At 65.9% G+C, this 20,804-nt stretch carries 12 protein-coding genes and 1 pseudogene; 8 read left to right on the top strand and 5 right to left on the bottom strand.

The window, feature by feature from the left end; genetic code table 11:
- Positions 1–375: 375 nt before the first annotated feature.
- On the bottom strand, positions 376–1,809 hold the full coding sequence (locus EDD90_RS15080) for an endo-1,4-beta-xylanase (RefSeq protein ID WP_123973509.1): 1,434 nt from the start codon (positions 1,807–1,809) through the stop codon (positions 376–378).
- 1,057 nt (positions 1,810–2,866) lie between these two features.
- Between EDD90_RS15080 and EDD90_RS15070 the strand changes: the two genes are divergently transcribed.
- From EDD90_RS15070 to EDD90_RS15045, 6 genes are all read left to right on the top strand, one after another.
- The gene (locus EDD90_RS15070) at positions 2,867–4,291 is read left to right on the top strand and encodes a non-reducing end alpha-L-arabinofuranosidase family hydrolase (protein WP_123973508.1); all 1,425 of its coding nucleotides are present in this window, start codon (positions 2,867–2,869) and stop codon (positions 4,289–4,291) included.
- Positions 4,292–4,468: 177 nt separating this feature from the next.
- A complete protein-coding gene (locus EDD90_RS15065) occupies positions 4,469–4,909 on the top strand; it encodes a CHAT domain-containing protein (protein WP_123973507.1) in 441 nt (146 codons plus the stop codon).
- A 182-nt stretch (positions 4,910–5,091) separates the two neighbouring features.
- Positions 5,092–5,892 carry a hypothetical protein gene (locus tag EDD90_RS15060; protein WP_123973506.1) on the top strand — a complete coding sequence of 267 codons (801 nt, stop codon included), beginning with the start codon at positions 5,092–5,094 and terminating at the stop codon, positions 5,890–5,892.
- Positions 5,893–5,963: 71 nt separating this feature from the next.
- Entirely contained in the window at positions 5,964–6,464 is a 501-nt protein-coding gene (locus tag EDD90_RS15055; RefSeq protein ID WP_185149104.1) for a hypothetical protein, read from the top strand.
- A 215-nt stretch (positions 6,465–6,679) separates the two neighbouring features.
- Positions 6,680–7,315, top strand: a complete 636-nt coding sequence (locus EDD90_RS15050; RefSeq protein WP_123973504.1) for an SMI1/KNR4 family protein — start codon at positions 6,680–6,682, stop codon at positions 7,313–7,315.
- Between the two features lie 908 nt (positions 7,316–8,223).
- A complete protein-coding gene (locus EDD90_RS15045) occupies positions 8,224–12,729 on the top strand; it encodes a sacsin N-terminal ATP-binding-like domain-containing protein (protein WP_260327870.1) in 4,506 nt (1,501 codons plus the stop codon).
- Positions 12,730–13,025: 296 nt separating this feature from the next.
- On the opposite strand, the gene EDD90_RS15040 is transcribed toward EDD90_RS15045, so the two are convergent.
- The gene (locus tag EDD90_RS15040) at positions 13,026–15,932 is read right to left on the bottom strand and encodes an N-6 DNA methylase (RefSeq protein WP_123973502.1); all 2,907 of its coding nucleotides are present in this window, start codon (positions 15,930–15,932) and stop codon (positions 13,026–13,028) included.
- A gap of 160 nt (positions 15,933–16,092) precedes the next feature.
- Between EDD90_RS15040 and EDD90_RS57295 the strand changes: the two genes are divergently transcribed.
- Positions 16,093–16,215, top strand: coding sequence for a hypothetical protein (locus EDD90_RS57295; protein ID WP_260327869.1), 123 nt, complete (start codon positions 16,093–16,095; stop codon positions 16,213–16,215).
- A gap of 325 nt (positions 16,216–16,540) precedes the next feature.
- A complete protein-coding gene (locus EDD90_RS15035; protein WP_260327868.1) occupies positions 16,541–17,497 on the top strand; it encodes a hypothetical protein in 957 nt (318 codons plus the stop codon).
- 194 nt (positions 17,498–17,691) lie between these two features.
- On the opposite strand, the pseudogene EDD90_RS15030 reads toward EDD90_RS15035, so the two are convergent.
- The 3 genes and pseudogenes from EDD90_RS15030 to EDD90_RS15015 form a co-directional block, all read right to left on the bottom strand.
- Positions 17,692–18,726: pseudogene (locus tag EDD90_RS15030) on the bottom strand (PP2C family protein-serine/threonine phosphatase); the annotation flags it as partial.
- Positions 18,727–19,517: 791 nt separating this feature from the next.
- Positions 19,518–20,267 (bottom strand): hypothetical protein, encoded by a 750-nt coding sequence (locus EDD90_RS15020; RefSeq protein ID WP_123973501.1) that lies wholly within the window; start codon positions 20,265–20,267, stop codon positions 19,518–19,520.
- 86 nt (positions 20,268–20,353) lie between these two features.
- Entirely contained in the window at positions 20,354–20,716 is a 363-nt protein-coding gene (locus tag EDD90_RS15015; protein ID WP_123973500.1) for a hypothetical protein, read from the bottom strand.
- Positions 20,717–20,804 lie beyond the last annotated feature (88 nt).

Genomic DNA, 20,804 nt, shown 5'->3' with positions numbered 1-20,804 from the left:
GGAGCGTGACGCGGTTGTCCCGGATCAGACAGCGCGGGTCAATCGCCAGCTGGCACGTCCTGTCGGCGGAAGGCGACGCGCACCCGCACTCCGGGATGGCGGCAGCCGAGTGCGAGCCGGTGTCCGAAGCGAGCGAGGGCGGATCCCCGGTGAGCTGGTTGCCGCAGTCTGCTCAGCCCTGACCAGGGCGGACTCTCGGCCACGGTGTTCGCCCTCGCCGCCTCGGCGGGCGCCGGATGCACCGCGGCGAGCATCCCGATCGCGAGGTCGCCGCCACCACGGCGGCGACCCGGAACCGTCGACGATGTCCTTGCGGAGGGGCGGGAGAAGCCGCGGGCTGTCACGGCTTCACCCCTTCGTTTGTGGCAGGCCCCCTCAGGTACGGGTCCAGCGTTGGTTGTTGCCGTTCGAGCAGGAGTAGAGCTGGATCGGGGTGCCGTTGGCGGTGCCGCCCGAGACGGCGTCGAGGCAGAGGCCGGACTGGACGCCGACGATGGATCCGTCGGAGTTGAGGCGCCATTTCTGGTTGTCGCCGCCCCAGCAGCTGTAGATCTGGACTTTGGAACCGCTGCCTGTGCCGGCGGCGTCAAGGCATCTGTTGCCGTAGACCCTGAGCTCGCCGGCGTCGGTGTACGTCCACTGCTGGTTGGTGCCGCTGTGGCAGTCCCACAGCTGGAGCTGTGTGCCGTCGGTGGTGCCGGCTCCGGGCACGTCCAGGCAACGGCCCGAACCGACGCCCTTGATCTGTCCGCCATCCGCAGGGGGCGTCGTGGAGCCGCTGCCGTTGAGTGCGTTGAGGACGGCGGTGTAGGCAGGCTTCTTGCTGCCGTCGCCGTTGAACAGCAGCGGCGTGTCCCCCGATCGCCAGGAGTCGGTGTCGCGCACACCCCAGACGGTGATGCCGAGGCAGCGCGGGACGGCCAGGCAGTCGTTGGTCACGTTGGCGTAGGTCGAGGCCGAGGCGCCCTGTATGTCGAGTTCGGTGATGGCCACGTCGACGCCGAGGGCGGCGAAATTCTGCAGGGTGGTGCGGAAGTTGCTGTTGTAGGGGCTGCCGCTGTTGAAGTGCGACTGGAACCCGACGCAGTCGATCGGCACGCCGCGCTGCTTGAAGTCCCGGACCATGGCGTACACGGCCTGGGTCTTGGCCCAGGTCCAGTTCTCGATGTTGTAGTCGTTGTAGCAGAGCTTGGCCGCCGGGTCGGCGGCGCGCGCGGTGCGGAAGGCGACCTCGATCCAGTCGTTGCCCGTGCGTTGCAGGTTGGAGTCCCGCCGACCTCCCGAATTGCCGTCGGCGAAGGCCTCGTTCACGACGTCCCACTGGGCGATCTTGCCCTTGTAGTGGCCCATGACGCCGTTGATGTGGTCGATCATCGCTTGGCGCAGTGAGCTGCCGCTGAGGCTCTGCATCCAGCCGGGCTGCTGGGCATACCAGGCCAGTGTGTGGCCACGCACCCGCTTGCCGTTCTGCACCGCCCAGTTGTAGACGCGGTCGCCGGCGCTGAAGTTGAACTGGCCCCGCTGTGGTTCGGTGGCGTCGATCTTCATCTCGTTCTCGGCCGTCACCATGTTGAACTCACGGCTTGCGATCGTCGTGTACGCCGAGTCGCCCAGCCTGCCGGAGGCGATGGCGGTGCCGAAGTAGCGGCCGCTCTGTGCCGCCGCGGCGCCAAGCGTGTTCTCGGCGGCGTGCGCGGTCGACGGTGCGGCCAGTGCGGTGACCGCACCGAGGACGCCGACGACCAGCGCCAGCAGCAGGCTGCGGATCTTCCGGCGGGTAACGGATCTGGGAAGGGCATACGAGCCCATGACTGTGCCTCCGAGGTAGAAATCGCTGATCGACTGAAGCGCATTGCGTCGTCCGGCCCCGTCCGGCAGACGGACGGGGCAGGTCGGAGCCCGGGGAGGACGGAATCACCGGACACCGCAGTCATGGGGACCGGGATGACGCCAACGGCCCGGGCGCCGCACCCGGTCGGCCGTCGGGCGACGTACGGCGGGCGGCGGGCGTGTTCCACGTCTCGACACAGGCATCGGGTACTCCAGCGCGGCTCAGCCGGGGGACCGTCACACGGCGTCGCATGCCTCTCCCACTGCGGGAAGAGCCAGGTGCGCTGGTGCGAACCTCACCGGAACGGAACGGGGTGGCGCAGGTGATGTGGTGCGCGGGTCTGCCGTGCAGCTGGTCGCTGATCTGCCGTGCAGCATGGATTGCCCAGGCCGGTACAGTCCAGAATCTCGAACCAGGCCCGGTTTCTCAGACAGGGATGATTGAGGCGTGACCGTGGATCGTCAATACTCTCGCCGAAGAAATTTCCGATTGTTCGACGAAACTTTCGGTCATTCGGTAGGCGGGCGGCGGCCCCCGGTGCTGGCGTCGGCGGCGTGCAGATTTCGTTGTCAGGGACGTTGGAGGCGGGGTCGGCCGAGTGTCTGCATCATCCGTACATCGCTCCGTTCCGGGGTCAAGTCGCTTACGAGCCAGCCATTTTGCAGTGTGGCGTGCGCTGGTCGGCGCGTGATGGTGCGAATGTTTCGGAATTTGAGGCGATACATGCGAGAGGTATTGACGGCGTTCACCGGTTCTCTATCATCGGGTTGCTCGATGATTCGACCTTTGTTCGACATAACGAACATTCCGGGCCGGTCCATCCACGGTAGGGCCATGCCGGGCAGCACCGCCTGAAGTCGGAATCGCAAGGGCCATGCCGCATATGCGTGTCAGGGATGTGCATGTCATGGCCCCGCCAACTGTCGCCGCCCGCCGTGGTGCTCGCGGACTGCTGCACACCGCACCACACCGACAGTCCGGCCAGCCTCTGACGAGGTCAACCGGAACCGCCTACTCAAGGTTGGGGAAGTATCCATGCACCGAGGAAGTTTCAGCCGCAGGCATCCATCAGTGGTGCTCGCCGCCGTGGTTGCGGCCCTGGCCGCGTTGGCGGCGATGCTCGTCGCCGCCCCGGCTCAGGCGGCTTCCAGCGGCGCCTTGCGCGGTGTTGGTTCCGGCCGGTGTCTCGATGTGCCGGGCGCCAGCCAGACCGACGGCACGTATCTGCAGATCTATGACTGCTGGGGCGGGACCAACCAGCAGTGGACGTTGACGGACAGCAACCAGCTCACCGTGTACGGCAACAAGTGCCTGGATGTTCCGGGCCACGCCACCACGGCCGGTACCCGGGTGCAGATCTGGACCTGCTCCGGCGGTGCGAACCAGCAGTGGCGGGTGAACTCCGACGGCACGGTCGTCGGCGTGGAGTCCGGGCTGTGCCTGGAGGTTACGGGCTCAGGTACGGCCAACGGCACAGCGGCGCAGATCTGGTCGTGCAACGGGGGCGGCAACCAGAAGTGGACCGGGCTGTCCGGGACGACCCCGCCGGGGGACGGCACGTGTGCTCTTCCGTCGACGTACCGGTGGACGTCGACGGGTGCGCTGGCGCAGCCGGCGAACGGGTGGGTCTCGCTGAAGGACTTCACCGACGTGACGTACAACGGCAAGCACCTGGTCTATGCGTCGAACGTGTCGGGGTCGTCGTACGGCTCGATGATGTTCAAGCCCTTCACGAACTGGTCGGACATGGCGTCGGCCGGCCAGACCGGGATGAGCCAGTCCGCGGTGGCGCCCACGCTGTTCTACTTCGCGCCCAAGAAGATCTGGGTGCTGGCGTACCAGTGGGGTGCGTGGCCCTTCATCTACCGTACGTCGAGCGACCCCACGAACCCCGACGGCTGGTCCGCGCCGCAGCCGCTGTTCACCGGCAGCATCCCGGGCGCCGCCCCGATCGACCAGACCCTGATCGCCGACGACCAGAACATGTACCTGTTCTTCGCCGGTGACAACGGCAAGATCTACCGGGCGAGCATGCCGATCGGGAACTTCCCGGGCAGCTTCGGCTCGTCCTACACGACGGTCATGAGCGACACGGTGAAGAACCTGTTCGAGGCGCCGCAGGTCTACAGGGTCCAGGGCCAGAACCAGTACCTCATGATCGTCGAGGCGCGGGGGGCGAATGAGCAGCGCTACTTCCGCTCGTTCACTGCCTCCAGCCTGAGCGGTTCGTGGACCCCGCAGGCCGCCAGCGAGAGCAACCCCTTCGCGGGCAAGGCCAACAGCGGTGCCACCTGGACCAACGACATCAGCCACGGCGACCTGGTCCGCAACAACCCCGACCAGACCATGACCGTCGACCCCTGCAACCTGCAGTTCCTCTACCAGGGCAAGTCCCCCTCCGCGAGCGGACCCTACGACCAACTGCCCTGGCGGCCGGGTGTCCTCACCCTGCAGCGCTGAACCGGCCTGTGTACCTCGCCGACGGCCGGCCTCACCCAGATCGGGCCGGCCGTCGCCTTTGCCACCATGAAGCAGCGCCAGGGAAGCCGATGAACCGCTAACGAGCGCCGAGCCGGACACGGTGCTCTCCTGGAGGCTCTGTGCGTTTACTCCAGCCGGCGGTCACCCGGTGCGGCCATGCTCACGTCCAGCGGGGTCCTCGCTGACGGAGTCTTTTCCAGCGTCGACCTGATCATCCTTGACGCTTGCAGAACGGGCACGCATGAAGGCACCGGCCGTACCGTGCAGACCTTGCGCAGCATCGAGTCCGCCTTTCTCGTCCGCGGCGCAAAAGCGGTCATCTCCACTCTGTGGGAAAACACTGACCTGCAAGGCGTCGTGTTCTCCGCTGTGCTCCACGCACACCTCGGCGTCGGCGCGGACTCCCACACCGCTTACGCCGCCACCATCCGCTGCCTAAGTGAACACCGGTGGCGAGTGTCCTGGGAGGCAGGTCCGGTGCGCGCCGCCGAATCAGCAATCGACGCGATGCTTCCGGACTGGCGAAGCCACTTTGACCAACAGGTCGCCGAAAGGCCGCTGTTCTGGGCTGCATTCAAGATCACCGGAGTCGTCTGAGAGAGTCCGTGGATTGCTCAGCTGACTACCTCGGACCCGTCTCGTCGATGCTGTAGCGCCACCGCGGTGACGCTCGTCTGACGCTCCGGGGCCGGACGAGCCGTTCAGAGCGCCCCGTGAACCTACGCTGACCTGCAGATATCCAGTTTCCGCGTCTTGGCACGTCTTTTCGATGACCTCGCATGTGGAGTGCGTCGCCATCCTGGAACCCGCCGGGCAAGGCCGCTGACCTGCCGTTTTCTGACTTCTTCTGGCTGCTCGACCTGTTTCCCGGCGTGGGAACATGTGAAGCCGGACGACGCCGTGGCCTGGGCACCACCTTCCCGGTCGACCCCGGCGCCGGCGACGGCAACACGCTCGTCAACCCGGTAGACCCTGGCGCCGGAGCAGGGCTCACATCCACCCTCCCGGTCGATCCGGAGGCCGGAGCCGGCAGCACACTGATCAATCCGATCGACCCCGGCGCGGCCGCAGGATGGAGTTCTCTCTTCCCGGTCGATCTGACCGCCGGACTTCCCAGTGTGGCACTGGCTGTGCCACCGGGAGCTGAGACGCGTTACATCTACGGCGGGTCGGAGGACGGTGCCGCTCAGTTGTCACAGCGGGCGACAGACCTTCAGAACCAGGCCGGCTGGAGCGGAACGACCTCGGTGGTGAGGGTCAGGAGCAAAGCAGACCCCGGACGAGAGATGACTCTGGTCTCCAGTAACAAGCAATACATGCCGAGTGGCTGGAAGAAAAACAATTCACTTCTGCCAGGGGAGACGTTCGTGCAGCTCCCCGGGCACGCGGAACAATCTGTTCTGCAAGCTCTTTCGGCCGGGGCCGGCTGGGAAATAGTCGAAGGCGGAACATCGACAGGTGTATGCTGGGGTCGCTGTTTTCCCAGCCTCACCGGTATGGGTGTGACTGTGGACGGGTCGGTAAACAAGAGCCAGAAGCAGAACTCGCCATGGAGGACATTTTGGACCACGTACCCCTAGACGTGACACACGATTCGTTGGTCCAGGCTTTGCGTACAGCGCAAGAGGACGCCCTCGTCAGCTTCGCATCGATGTGTCTCTACAAGGTCGTGCCGCTCCTCGAGGTCCGTTCCGGTTGCCCGGTCGAGGAGCGGGTCGTCCAGCGGATGCGCTCTCTGGAAGTGGACCGAGAATTTTTGCCCGAGATTCTTGCGGCTCTGCGTGACATCCTTGAACGCCCCCTGGACGACAGCGTTTCTGATGAATTGAGGGAACCCTGCTCGATGGCCGCGGAAATGGTCTTGAGGGCTTTTGAGGATGGCTTTCAAATCAAGGAGTGGGCGGACTGGTGTTCGACTATCGCTCTGGACATTCATCAGGAATTCGATGCTCTATTGTATCCCGGAGACGGCGGCGCGCCGATTTTCCATCCGGCGCCTGAGCAACCCGAACCGACACCCATGGAGGAATTGGAGTTGCGAGATCAAGTGACCGCACTGGACCTCCTCCGCCGTGGTGGCGGCGATGACCGACTTCGTTCCCTCAACGAATCGGGGAACTCACGGGTTGCCGTCGCACTTTCACGCCTGTAGTGAACGATGCCCGGTACTCGCACTGGTAGGGTTTATCAAGCGGAGTGGGTCGCGAAGACACAGGCCATCTGTTACACATCCACACCCGTATACGCGAACGACACCAACCCGCTACCCGAGGAGATCGACATCACTGCCTTGGGAACGGGCGGCTTCAAGTCCGGCCGGGACAGAATAGTCGAGTAACGGAGCAGAGGTGCAGCGGTATAGGGTCTGTGGAGGACGTCGCCCGGATCGTCAAGTTGGGACGGTCACGAGGTTTCACGGTCGACTGGCAGGTGATCGAGTCGGACGTCGGCACCGTGCTGCCACTGGACTACAAGGAACTCGCCAGGTATTTCGGACCCGGTGGATTCGCCCCGTTCCTTACGCTCCTTGTGCCTGGTGTGGCCAACCCTGCCGGGGAACTGCGCAGAAACCTGGCACGGTGGCAGCAGGTCGATGCGGACTACCATGGAAAGACCAGGAAAATCACGCCGATCCCTCATTTCCCTCAGCCTGGTGGGCTGATCCCCTGGGGTAACTCGGGACACGGAGAACGCTATTGCTGGCGGACTGTCGGCAAGCCCGATGACTGGCCGGTGCTCGTGGTTCCCGCCATCGGGCAGGATTTCTACGAATACCAGGGCGGCATCGTAGCTTTTATCCACGACCTGCTCACCGACAGGCTCGACATCCCGTTTCTCCCGAGCCTCGCGCAACTCAATGAAGAAGCCGAGCTGGACCCTGATATTGACATTGACGAGATCGAGGAGATCCGGCCCGAATTCCTTTCGCATGACGGCTCTTGGCCGTACGACGGTGCGCTGCCGGTGATCGCCAGCTTCGAGACGGACGACTCCGGGGACTGAGAGCCGAGCGCTCGTCGGGCGGTGGTGCGTCCACTCTCGCAGTGGCCGGGTGCCTGCAGTTGCCTTTGTAGATTGACTCCCGCCGCCTCCGCACGCCCCCCTGATCTGGCGTTTGCCGGTCAGGGGGGTTCCTGCGTTGGCCCTCGATTCCATGGCGCGTCGAGAGAGGGCGGCGGCAACCCGTACGGGTCCAGTGCACGGCCTACCGCTGCGTAGCCTGTGGTTCGGGCATCTATCGGTATCGGTGCGCGTCTGACGCACGGCCTGGCGGTGACGCACGTATGACGCACGAGGCTCTCGGCGGGTCTGGATTTCGCCCTCGAAACCGACTCTGACCTGCATGTTTCCCAGGAAGACGTAAACTGCACACCTTCCCGATGACATCGCATGTGGAGTGCGTGGCGATTTTGGGGCCCGCGGCAAAGGGGCTTTGACCTGCGGTTTTCTTGTGTTTTCCAGATGTGGTCAGCGGTGCTCGACCTGTTTCCCAAAGTTCACCGCGTGGAGCATGTGGTAGGTAGCCGCCACGTGGCTCACCTGCGGTTTCGCAGCGGGAGCCTGAGTCCAGAACGCTCTGCTCAACTCCGTCAGAGACGGGTTCGGGAAATGTCTTGACGCTCGTTCGACGCTGTTTCTGACGGAGTGTGAGCTTGTCGTCCTGGACCAGATGGCGCGGGTCCTAGACCTGTGGGGCTCAACCCGTCGAGCAGCGCGTTGGGTCTGTTCTTTGATCTTGGGCTATACGGTGGCAGGTCTCGGATAGGCGTGTGCTGATTGCGCTGGCCTCGTTACCCTGTGTCGTGGGGAGTGTCGAGGTATGCGGGGGACAGGGATGACCACGGGGGGATGCGGTGTGTCGAACAGCTGCAGTGGAGCGGGGAATTGCGTCCGCCGATGCGCTCTTCTCCATGGAGGGCATCCCAGAAGGAGCCGTCGTACCGGAGCCGGAGGGTGAGGCGGCGACTGAGGCGGCGGTCGAGCGACTCGGCAGCCGGTTCGCGCGACTGGACGGTCAAGTACGGCACGCGCTGAGACGTACCCGAGACCACGCGGGGAATCTGTCGAGCGACCGTCTCCAGGGACTCTCGGAGATCGTGCAGAACGCCGAGGACCTCGGCGCCACGGACGTACGCATTCTGACGAGGGGACGGGAACTTCTCGTCGCCCACAACGGCAGTCCCGTACGGTTGCCGGACGTTCTGGCTCTGGCGATGCCCTGGCTGACGAGCAAGGCAGAGCAGGCGGAATCCACCGGTAGGTTCGGGATCGGCCTGATGACTCTCCAGTCCCTCTCCCCGTATCTGGAGGTTCACTGCAGGCATTACCGGTTCCGGGTCGGCGATCCTGACATCGCCGTGGCCAGGCCGTTCCCGTTGCCTGACTGGTTCGCGGGCGACACCTGGACGGTTCTACGGGTTCCTCTGGAGCCGGGCGTGCTCGACGCGGACGAGGTGGACGCGTGGCTTGCCGAGTGGGGGGACAGCGCGCTGCTCTTCCTCGGCAGTGTCGGCAGCGTCACGCACCTGGACGAGCAAGGTCGTGTCCGGCACCGGCTGGCGCTCGACCGGGAGACCGGCGAGCCGTTCGAGGCCGTGGTGGGCGGGCAGAGCGCCGACGTGGAGACCGGCGAGGCACGCGCCGGCGACGGGTCCCGGTGGCTGATCTGCCGTACGACCGTTCCCAGCCCTTCCGGGATCACCCGGTCTCACAAGGCGGTGGGGTCCACCACCGCAATCGCTGTGGCTCTTCCTCTCGGACCCGATGACGCCGGGCGGATCTACGTCGGTCTTCCGGTCGCAGACACCGCTCTGTCCCTCTGTATCAGCGCCCAGTTCGATCCGATCGCCAGCCGTCAGGCGCTCGACGACACTTCGTGGAACCGCGCACTGAATGAACTGGTGGGCGACCTGTGGACGGCCGCCGCCCTGTGGCAGTTCCGGCGGGATCCGGCACGGGCCTGGCGCGCCGTGCCGCTCCCCGACGACATGCGCGACTCCCGCGACCCGGTCGCCGCGCTGGAGCGACTACTCCTCGACCGTGCCAGGGCGGGCGTGTCCCACGGTCTCGTCCTGGACGTCCCGGGCTACGGGCCGCTCGGCCTGGATGATCTCGCGGTGGAGGACGAGACGCTGGTGGGCGTGATCACCGAAGAAGAGATCTCCCGCGTCGCCGAGCGGACCGCCGTGCTGCCCAAGGTGGCGCGGGACGAGGACGGTCGATGGCGCGAGGTGCTGGCGGACTGGGAGAACCACGACAGTGCGGTTCCCGTGACGGTGGACCTCTACGACGCGCTACGCCTCCTCGACGACGAAACCCGGACCCCGCAGGCGAACATCCGCCTCGCCGCGGTGGGACTTGCCTCGAATATCTACTCCTCCTTGCTGTCGAGCCGCTGGCTCGTGGACAGCTCAGGGGGCCGCCACCGTGTACCCCGGCCCGCCGAACCAGCGGTGTTCACCGACGCCCCGCGGGGCCTCGGCGCCAGTCTCGGATTCTCCCGGGAAATCCATCCGTCATTCCTCGCCGACACCGACGAGGCGCGGTCGGTGAGGACATGGCTCCGTAAGCGGGAGGTGCTGCTGACCGACGCGGACGCGGTGGCCGTGATCCGGCGCCTTGCGGCCATCGGCGCGGCAGGGAGCGGCGGCCCGAACGTACTGCGGCTGACAGATGACCAGCTCATCGAACTACGCGACGGCTTCGCACGTGTGCCGGACCACGAACGTGAGACCTTGGGGCGCGACGTGGGCCATGCAATCCGGCTGCAGGGGCATCGCTACGACCGGGCCGGAAAACGTGAAGACATCGACGTCGCTCCCGCCCGGGCGTACCTACCCGCCCGACTGGACAGTTCGGAACGCGAGGAGAGCTTCGCCTTCGCCGCCGGTCGCACGGCCGGGCTGGTGTGGCTGCGGCCCCGGTACGCCGAGGTCCTGCAGCGCGGCGGCGCCGGGATGGGCGCCCGTAAGTTCCTGAGGCTCCTGGGCGCGGAGACCGCGCCCAGGTTGCGCAGGCACCCGGGGGCGCGGGAACGCTTCACGCAGAGCCCGAAGGGGCTGCCGGCGGAAGTCATTTCGGGACCTCGAGCACGCGCTGATGCCCTGCGCGTTCTGGAAGCGACCTTCACGCTGGACGACTACGAAAGCCCCGACCTACGTGCCGTCGCCTCTGGCATAGCGGCGGAGCAGGACCCGCAGCTCCGCAGGCGCAGGGCGGCAGCGCTGTTTCACGTCCTCGGGCGGGCATGGAGCCGCTTTTCCGACCACGACGAGGCGGATGCCGTCTACGACTACTACGCATGGCAAAACCGGGGCAGGACCGCAGCTTTTTGGCTCTGGCAGTTGCGCGACACACCATGGCTGGACGACGGTAACGGCACAACTTCTGCCCCGGCTCGACTCCGCATGCGGACCACCGGCACGGTCGCGGTGTACGGGGCGGACGACGAGCGATTCCTCCATCCCGAGATCCAGCAACTGGTCGGCAGACGCAGTGATGTGCTGCGCGCCTTGGGTATTTCTGCAGAGGCCCGCACCGAGGACCTCGTGGAATGTCTGCAGCGCCTGCGCCGACGGGAGGCAGAGGTCGGCGACAGGGATGTGCCCGCGGCACTGATCCTCTACCAAGCCCTGGCAGAGCGCGCCTTCGGCCGTGGCGAGAGAGCCTCGGGGGAGATGTCCCTGGGCTCGGTCCTCCGGGCATTCGGCGAGGGGAGCGGCCTCGTCCTCACGGACTCCGGCTGGCGCCGGCCGAGCCAGTGCCTGCGCGGAGCGCCGCTCTTCGGTCCGCTCCGTGCGTTCGCTCCCACGTTTCCAGGCAGCGAGGAGATCTGGCAGCGGCTCGCAGTGCGCCTGCCGACTGTGGACGACGCCACGGCCGTGATCAAGGAGCTGGCACAGCAGGACCGGAAGCAGGGTCGGGACGAGCCGGACGGGACGACCCAGTCCATTGTCCTGGAGACCCTGAAGATGCTCGCCGCTCTGGGCCGTACCCATCCCGGCGGGTTGACGGCCAAGCGTCTGGGACGCCTCCCTCTTTGGACGAGCCAGGGCTGGCGAAGCAAGCGGCCCGTGTACGCCGTCGAGGACCCAGTGGTAGCCGAGGCGCTGGGCCGGGAACGTGCGGTGTGGTGCCCGGGAGCCGAATTGGAGCAGTTCCGACCGTTGATCGGAGCCCTGCGCGTGAGCGAGCTCGCCGCAGAGCATGTCACCGCGTACAGCCCTGGCCCGGCCCCGGCGGACCCGGACGCCACAGCGCTGGTCCGGTCAGCCGTCACCCACCTCCGCGAGGACCTGCAGCGCAACGCCGCGAGCGTTGCCCAGTCCCTGGACTGCTCGTGGGACCAGCTGGCTGACCTGACTGTATGCGTCGCCCCTCACCTGGCCTGCTGCCTCGATCTTCCGGACACCGGCGAGACGGTGCACGTGCCCGTGGACGCCGGGATTCACTGGCCCTCGGGCACGTTATATGTACGTGACACTGCCGCTCTGACACGCACATCCGGGGTGGGCCGGTCGATCGCCGCCCGGTTTCCGGGCAGCCGCCGCGAGGTGGCCCTCGCCTGGGGAGCAGCGTGTGACCAGGCCGAGAAGGGCCATACGGCCGTACGACTGAGCCTTGCCGACGACCAGGTGCGGCGCGACCGGGAAGCGGCGGAGGCCGAGCGTGAACGACGGCTCAGAGAACTCGGTAGCGAGGTGGACCAACGCCGTACCGCGACCGAAGCGCAGGCCAGCACAGCAGCTGGTACCCCACGGACGGCAGTGATCCTCCCGCCTGTCCCCAGCACACCACCGCCCGTAACTGGGCCGTCAGTCCCGCCGGTGCCTCCCGCTCCACCGCGGAGGCTCGTGGACCCTGGCAGACTCCGGCTCGTCGACCCAAGCGGCATCATCACGCCATTGAAGCCCTCGGCCTCGGGCGCGCCCACCGCGCGGTTAAGCGGGTATAGCCCGGGTACGTCCGGCCTGCCGCAGCCCCGCGCCGGATCGGCGATCCCCCAACAGCACACGCCACCGCGCCCCTACACGGGCACGGAGCAGGAAAAGGTGGCGCTGGACGTCGTGCGCCAGGCACTCGCCACCGACGACGACTGGCTGCGCGACCTACGGGCCCAACGCGGCCTCGGCGCCGACGCGGTGGATGCACTATCGCGATTCTACGAACTCAAGGCATATAAGGACGCCGAGCCGGACACGGTGCTGCTGACGCCTGCGGAGTTCCAGCGAGCAGCGGAGAACGACGATTTCTTCCTCGTCATCGTCTCGGGGCTGGAGGCCGGAACCGGTCCCGTCTCCGTACGCATCATCCCGCAGCCGCTCCAGCAACTGACTTGCCGTCCGAGCAGTAGCGTGACGGTCACGGGAATCAGAGGGGCGCACAGCCGGGTGTACCAACTTGAGGAGGATAGATAGGTCATCCAGCCGTGGCGTTCCGAGACGTGGCTCCCGAGGCGATCACATCCGCCATGAGCCGTGTGTGTAGTCCGGCGACGGCTCGCGGTCTGGCATATCGGCGCCGTGTGCTGTGGCTATGGTCGAACGGGCGTTGATCTGGCCGAGGACGCGCAGCGTTCCCAAATTTTAAGCATCGCCGGTCTGGTAGTTGCCGTTCGGGAACACATCGGGGAGCGGTCGGGCCGAGCAGCCAACTAGAGGCGAACGTCTCGGAATCGAGCCGGCTGAGCTGCGGACAGTCGATTTCACCTTGTTCATGCTTGTGTCCATGGCCGCAACGAGGCGTATACGGTGTCGCTTTCCAGCTCATGTCCCCGGTCAAGGCTTTTCAGCAGTGCCGTGGAGGCGGTGAGCCGGTCCGGGTAATAGAGTTCGGGGGCCAGGCAGGTGGGACAGTCCTCGAGCAGGCAGAAGGGCGAGAGTTGTATCGGCTCGTTCTGCGGCGTCAGCATGTAGAGGCTGCCATCGACCAAGGGGACGTCAGTCTGGAAAGTGATGGGCTCGAAATCAGGGTGATCGCCCATGAGTACGAGGCCCGAAACTTCGAACTTTCCCACTTCGGGAAGCCAACGAAGCCTGTCCATGTGCACCCACCGGGCTCGCGCCAAGAATGTACACCAGGACAAACTGCTGAACATCAGTCGCTCCAGTTTTTCCAGGCTCCTGTCGAATTCCGCCCGCGTCCGCGGCCCCGCACCGTGCCTGATCTTGTTTCTCAGGGTCACAAGAGCGGAGAGATCCGCCATTAATCCCTTTTTCCCTTTCTTTTGGGTTGCGGCCTCAGCCAGCCCGGATGCGGGATCGCCGATTTCCTTGGCGTCTGCTCCTACGGCTCGAATGACCGCTACCCAGTGCCCCAGTGCCACACCACCGCCTCCTACGGCCTGCTTCCACTGAACGATCTCGGGCAGATCCTGTCGCCCGCGGTTCGCGGCAATGGCGTGGGCGACGATGCCGAGGGAAAGGATGAGCGACTCCACACACTGTAGGGCAGCCTCATGCTTCTCCGCGTGCGACGTGCTGTGCCGGAACTTCCGCACCGCCCGAGCAATTCCATAAGGATACGTCTCCTGGAAGATCCTGTATGGCTCGCTCTGCTTTCGGAGATTCTGGGCGATCAGCGAACTCAGTTCCGCCGCTTCGTCGAGTCTCGCGCGACGCTCGTTGCTCGACCCCTTCTCGAAGATACGCAGCCGTGCGGCGCGAAGCTGGTCCCGGATCTTTTCCGACTCGACCTGCCCCTCTGCGAGTCGGGCGATGGATGTACGAACTTCCTCGAAGTCTCCTTCGCATATCGGGACACGGATATCAGCTAGGCCAGCGCGCCTGATGCGAGGAATGACATCGTAACGCTGAATCTGCTGCTCTGCTTGAGGGCTCGAAAGATAGGTGACGAGATATTCGGAAGGTACTGGATTCTCCAGGGGCCTGATGACGATCAGGCCCTGGCCGGGCTGCACGCCCTCATATTCCGCGGGGAGAATCGTCCAGTGCCGTACGTTTGCCAGGTCGCGACCGACTATGTCGCCTTCTCGTAGCCTCCACCGGGGCTCGCGCCGGTCCTTGCGCACCGGAAGGGTCTCGACGGGGCAGAGATGGGAGGCCAGCAGAGAAGGTTGCAACACTCTTCTCCGCACGTCCGGGTCGCCCGAGGGCGCTGCTGGACCCGTCTCCCTTGCTGCGACCGAACCGCCGTAGATTTCGGCGAAGTCCCCCAGCCGCACACTGTCTCGAGCCAGCTCCTTCGTCTCGTGGGCCTGCCTGTAGTAGTTCAGGGAAAGGTTGTAGCCACTCTTGGCGATCTCCTTCTTCGAAACCAGAAAGCTCTGTTCGCTCGGCCTGCGGCCGCGTTCGCTCGTGTGGCGCAGCAGCCAGCGGCTCACTACGTCAGGAAGGTTGTTCTTGGCGTGCTCAGACCGATCAAGCCTTTCGCTCGGGGTCGGGCCGAGCTTTTCCGGGGAGAGGAGCGGTGTGCGCCGGTCATCGAGACTCCGCCCGTCCGCCGTGACGTCGTAGAACCAGACGCTGTCCGTGCCCCTGCCGCTGGTCTTCGTCAGGAAGAGGATCGACGTGGACACACCTGCGTAGGGCCTGAACACACCGCTGGGAAGTTTCACCAAGGCATCGATTCGGTGATCCTCGACAAGGATTCTTCGTAGTTCTTTGTGGGCCTTGGTTGAGCCGAAGAGAACACCGTCCGGGACGATGACCGCCGCCCGCCCGCCGGGTTTGAGCAGTTGCAGCACCAGGGCCACGAAGAGCAACTCGGTCTTCTTCGTCTGGATGACTCGCTGGAGATCGTCAGCAGCGGCGTCGTAGTCGAGGCTGCCCGCGAAGGGTGGGTTGGTGAGGACCAGCGAGTACCGCCCGCTGGCCTCGACCGTGTTCTGCGCGAGCGAATCGCGATAGCGGATGTCTGGGCTCTGTACCCCGTGGAGCCACATGTTCATCGAGCCGATTCGCAGCATCGTGGTGTCGAAGTCGAAGCCCTGGAACGTGGTTTCGCCGACCTGCTCGTGCCGGGCTGGCCCCTCCGGCGTCTCGGGCCGGTTCCGGTTGACGTACTCCGCTGCCGCGACGAGGAATCCGGCACTCCCGCATGCGGGGTCGCAGATGACCTCTCCGGGCTGGGGAGCCGTCATTTCCACCATGAGCTGGGCGATGTGCCGCGGCGTCCAGAATTGCCCGTTGTGGCCTGCTTTCGCGACTTTGCCCAGCATGTACTCGTACACGTCGCCGCCGATGCCCACCGCGTCGAGGGGTACGCCCTCAAGCGTGTCGACAACCTTTGCGAGCAATCCAGGTGTAGGGATGCTGAAGCGCGCGTCAGCGAAGTGCCCGAGGAATTCCGGGTTGTCGTTGCCGTAGGTGCGGAGCAAGGGGAAAATCTCGTCGCGGACCGTGGCGAACATGTGTTGCGGCGCCTCGTCCAACAGGCGTGACCAGCGCAGCCGTTCGTTCAGTAGCGGCGTACTCACGGAGTCGACCGGTGCGCTGGCGGAAGCGGCGTCCCGTTCCTGAGAAGTATGCCGCACTTCGAGCATCCGTATGAACAGCAGGTACGTGATCTGTTCCAGGATCTCCAGCGGATTCGACAAACCGCCCGACCAGAAAGCGTCCCACAACCGGTCGATCCTGCTCTGGAGTTCACGTGAAAGCACGATGCAGAGGCTATCCGACTATGCCGTCCGACGGCGGCGGGATGCCGTTCGCCGTCGCTTCGCAGGGGTCCGCGATAGTCTGCGTTCCGGCTGTTGCGCCGTGGCTGTGCGGCGGGATCGGCGTCAGCTGGGGACGACCGAGAGACATACGAGGAGAATCGTGGAGCACGGCCATGCGCGAGCGCGCTGCGAGGAGCCGACGGCCCAGTGCGACGAGGGCGGGATGATGACCCGTCCTGTCTTCATCGTCCAGGACGCCGGCGCCGCCGAGCACCGCCGATGACCGCCGGCGTTCCGCCGCTCGACGACGTCACAGGAGCGCGCCAGGAGCTGACCGTCGTGCTGCCCGTACGGCTGCTGCGCGTCCCCGAGTGGTCCGAAGGGCCCTTCCCCTTCGACATGGGCAACCGCAGCACCGACGCCCGGATCCGGTCGACGTACTTCACTCCCGCTTCCGCCCGTGCGCTGTACGGGGCGCCGGGAAAACCCTGCCGCTGGCACCTGACGCTCGACGTCACGCACGACGGCATGCGTCTGCTCGGTATGGAACTGCTCCGCGCGGCCACGCCCGCAAGCCCCAACACGCGCTCGCCGTTCTGCACTTCACGGTGGAAAGGCCCCTGCTGCCCGTGGTGCGGGCCCTGGCCGGGCGGCTACCGCGTGAAGCCGATGCACCGCTCTCCGGACCGTTCGACCCGGCCCGGCTGCTCGACGGGGTCGCCGACCTTCGCGCGGCCGACGCGCCGTCCTTCGACGCCCGGCCCTACACCATCGCCTTCCTGAGCCCTGCGGCGCAGCACACCCCGGCCCTTCGCGCCGGCCTCGAAGGTGAACTGCCCGCCACCGCGGACCGTTGGCTGTGGCAGTTGGCGTCACGCTCCACTCCGGAGGACTTCCCCCTGCCGCCGGAGACCGCTGGTGAGCAGCTCAAGGACACGGTCAGGATCTCGGCGGACTGGAGCGCCCTGGTACTGCGTCAAGGGACCGCTTTCCTCGGCCACCGGACAGACACAGGGGAGGGTGACTTCTTCACCTACGGTGCGCTGCACTCCCGTACCGTCTATCTCGACGCTCTGCTCCTAGGGGCTTTGCAACGCGATCACATCGACGAGCTCACCGACGAGCTCTCCGAGATATTCGTCTCACCCCGGCCGGCACGTCGCCTCTCGGCATTGGAGAGGAACATCGCGGTCTTCCGCAGCACCTACTGGCGGCAGCACCTCACTGCCCACGGCACGGCGAACGATCTGCTGCTCGCCTTCCAGAACCAGCACCGGCTGCCCGTGAGATTCAACGAGATCCTCGCCGAAGCAGCCGACTACAGCAGGCTCGTGCAGACGCAGGAGAGCCAGCAAATCAGCGGAGCGCTGGGCGTCCTGACCATTCTCGGCCTGCCTCTCGGTACGGCGCTCGGCATCCTGCAGGTCCTCGACGACCATTCCGTGGCACACCTGTACATCGCGCTCGCCCTCTCGATCGCCGTCACAGCGGCAGTACTCACCACCCGGTACGGGCGCCTGGTCCTGTCGTCACTACGTGGCGGGGAAGGCAAACCAAGGCCGTAGGGGGCCCGTTGCATACGGTCGCCGGGCCTTCCGCGCGGGAGGGGAGTCGACGTGGGTGGCGGGGCCTTGGAGGCGGGGCCAGGGGCCGTGGATCACGGCTGGGTCATGGACGCCAAGGTGGGGCGGCTGTCGTCAGGGCAGTGGCTGTTCGGTCCAGATGATCTTGCCGTCGGAGGTGTAGCGGGTCCCCAGCGTGCGGTGAGCTGGGCGACGAGGAGAACCACGTCGTCGCTCGGGCGGGTGGGCAGCAGGGCGTCGAGGACGGCCTCGCAGGTGACCTCTAGGGCCCGGCCGGCGCAGGCCAGGACGGTATGGAGCTGGTCCAGGCCGGTGTCGATGTCCTGGTGCCGGTCCTCGACGAGGCCGTCGGTGTAGAGGACCAGCTGGCTGCCCTCGGCCAGTTCCAGCTCGACCGTCTCGAAGGGCATGCCGCCGAGGCCGGGCGGCGATCTCGAGGGCAGGTCGACGAAGTCCACGTCACCGTCGGGGCCGACGATCGCGGGCATGGGGTGCCCGGCGCGGGTGAGGGTGCAGTGCTGGGACGCCGGGTCGTAGACGGCGTACAGGCAGGTTGCGCCGATGACGCTGGAGTCCTGGTGGGTGTTTTCCACCGCCCAGCCCTCGCCCCGGTCGAGAGGTGCGACCAGGTTGTCGAGGTGGGTGAGGAGGCCGTCCGGGGGCAGGTCCAGGGAGCAGAAGTTGTCGACGGCGGTGCACAGCCGGCCCATGGTCGCGGCGGCGTGCAGACCGTGGCCGACGACGTCCCCGACGACCAGTGCGACGCGGGCGCCGGAGAGCGGGATCACGTCGAACCAGTCACCGCCTACCCCCGCCTGCGCGGACAGGTAGCGGTACGCGACCTCGACCGCGCTCTGGTCGGGGCGGCCTCGGGGCAGCAGGCTGCGCTGCAGGGCGAGGGCGGTGTTGTGTTCGCGGGGGTAGCGGCGGGCGTTGTCGATGCAGATCGTCGCGCGGCCGACCAGTTCCTGGGCCAGGGACAGGTCGTCGTCCTCGAACGGGGCGGGCTGCTCGGAGCGGTAGAAGCTGACGACCCCGAGGGTCACTTCGCGTGCTCGCAGGGGCACCGTGATCAGGGAGTGGATGCCCGCCACCAGTGCCCGTTCGAGCCGTGCGAGGTCCTGGGCGAGCCAGCCGCCTGCCTCGGCGAGGACGGGTTCGAGCACCGACCGCCCGGTCTCCTAGCTGCGCGCCTGGGGTGCGGAGGCGACCTACTGGACCGGGCCGCTGTACTTCGGGGTGGTCGATCGGCACCTTCAACGACAGTTCCACGTTGGCGTTCGGTACGCGTCCAGTGACTTTGCCGGTCAGGTTGGCGGAGCTGACCAGACAGCGGCCGTCGGCACGGTAGAGCTTGGCGTGGAGAGACGGACACAAGGCAATGGAAATGCGTTCGTCACCCTTGGCAGCTTCGATGATCTCCGGGTCGGAGACCCCGGCGGCTAGCTCCGCCGGGGCCCAGCGCGTGACACACGTGATCTTCGGGACGGCGTGAAGTTCCTCCTTCAGCTCGACGCACACCAAGCAGCGTTTCAACCTGCAGATACTGCGGTGTTGCAGCGTGCGGACTGCACCAACTCGTAAGCACACCCGGCAACTTCGTTTGCCGACCGATCCGGGTCGGCGCAGGTCAGCGGGACTCCAGTGACTAGACCGAGGCCCTAGCGTTCTCGATGGATTGCAGAGGGCCCGACTTCATCGGGTGCGCCAGCCGGTCAGCCCGAAAGCCCACAAGCGCGCCTGCCGAGCCAATGGGCCCTGCTGGGGCACTTGGCCGTGGCAACCTTCCGTTCCGGAGAGGAGGGATGTGCTGTGCGTCATGACGCTCGTTTGACGCTCTGGGCTCCTGCAGACGGGATAACGAGCCGAGAAATGGCCTCTGACCTGGCCCTTTCCGAGACCTGCTCAATCCGATAGCTTTTCGATGACGTCGCATGTGGAATGCGTGGCGATTTTGGAGTCGGCTGAAAAGGGGCTCTGACCTGCGACTTTCCTGGGTTTCTCAGGTGTGGCCAGTGGTGCTCGACCTGTTTTCCGAGGTGCACGACGTGAAGTGCGTGGTCGGTTGGCGAATGCTTTCTGACCAGGTGTTTCTCGATGGAGCGTGGGACGGCGGTGCGGTTGTCGTTTCTCTCGGTGTGGGGTGAAGCCGACCGCATGGACGCTCAGTTGACGCTCGTTCTGATGGCTTGTCATGGGGTGCTGCCAGACGCAACGTGATCAGCTCACGGATGCCATTGCCGTCTCCTCGGTCGAGCCCCGTCGCGGGAGTTGAGGGATTCCATCTCAAGGATCGGCGCCCGTCGCCGAACCCGGAGGGTTCACAGGACCAAGCGGAGTCACGCACCGGTGACTCCGCTTGGCCGTGCTTTCGGTTCAGTCGACGATTGTCAGCCGAATGCTTTTTTGCTTCCCATCCGCTGCTGATGACGGTGACGGGGGTTCCGACTCCTGTTTTGGTGCAGGGGAAGAAGACGACGGAGCCGTCGGCTTTGCGGGCCCAGATGTCGGGGATTTTGTCGCCGTTGACGTCGGGAGTGCCGGTGATGAGTGTGTAGGTGGTGGTGTCCCAGCCGGTGGCGTACTGGGTGTCGGTTCCGGTGGAGGAGCCGGCGGCGCTGGAGAGTGATGCCAGGCTGGTGCCGTTGTTCCCGTCCTTGATTCCGTAGCGGACGAGGAGGCGGTTGCTGACGAAGGTGCGGTAGACGAGGTGACTGTCCTTGGTGATGTCCGCGCCTGTCGAGTCCGTCATCGTGACGGAGCGGGTGGTGCCGACCGGATGACAGGAGGACCGAACAGCTGCGCATGCACATCGTCCCTTGTGAGGCCCTCGGGCTTTCAGTGTCCGCGGGGGCGGCGGGAGATCGTCTGGGGGAGCTTTCCCGTCTTCCAGTAGCCGTCAAGGATCTTGAGCAGGCGCTCGGGGTCACGGAAGACCTCGGCGATCCGGTCGCCGTACTGCTCAAGGAGTGGGTCGGTCTCGACCATCTTGCGCCCGGCGCCCGTGAAGGACGACGAGTAGGCGTGACAGTTGCCGCACCACAGGTAGTTGATCCACGCGGGTTCGGTCCGGCCGTATTTCGTGTGATGGTAGAGGCGCAGGGTCATATGGCCGCAGATCGGGCAGGTTCGTTCGGACAGCGGTAGGTGCAGTTGGGCGCGGAGTGCCTCACTGTGGTGCTGGTCGTAGGGGCGGGTCATGGAGTCGGGGACCTCTCTGCGGAGTGGCGACGGACAGCGCGCGGGTCGGCCGCGACAGGAGCTTTTCCCGTCGCGGCCGACCCATTGG

The organism is Streptomyces sp. Ag109_O5-1 (assembly GCF_003814875.1).
Lineage (GTDB): Bacteria > Actinomycetota > Actinomycetes > Streptomycetales > Streptomycetaceae > Streptomyces > Streptomyces sasae.
The sequence above is the reverse complement of the archived record's forward strand: the minus strand, read 5'-3'. Positions and strand labels throughout refer to the sequence as shown.

Coding starts and splice junctions, on each gene's coding strand:
- EDD90_RS15080 (WP_123973509.1), bottom strand. CDS start 1,809: ATGGGCTCGTATGCCCTTCCCAGATCCGTTACCCGCCGGAAGATCCGC.
- EDD90_RS15070 (WP_123973508.1), top strand. CDS start 2,867: ATGCACCGAGGAAGTTTCAGCCGCAGGCATCCATCAGTGGTGCTCGCC.
- EDD90_RS15065 (WP_123973507.1), top strand. CDS start 4,469: ATGCTCACGTCCAGCGGGGTCCTCGCTGACGGAGTCTTTTCCAGCGTC.
- EDD90_RS15060 (WP_123973506.1), top strand. CDS start 5,092: ATGTGGAGTGCGTCGCCATCCTGGAACCCGCCGGGCAAGGCCGCTGAC.
- EDD90_RS15055 (WP_185149104.1), top strand. CDS start 5,964: ATGTGTCTCTACAAGGTCGTGCCGCTCCTCGAGGTCCGTTCCGGTTGC.
- EDD90_RS15045 (WP_260327870.1), top strand. CDS start 8,224: ATGGAGGGCATCCCAGAAGGAGCCGTCGTACCGGAGCCGGAGGGTGAG.
- EDD90_RS15020 (WP_123973501.1), bottom strand. CDS start 20,267: ATGACGGACTCGACAGGCGCGGACATCACCAAGGACAGTCACCTCGTC.
- EDD90_RS15015 (WP_123973500.1), bottom strand. CDS start 20,716: ATGACCCGCCCCTACGACCAGCACCACAGTGAGGCACTCCGCGCCCAA.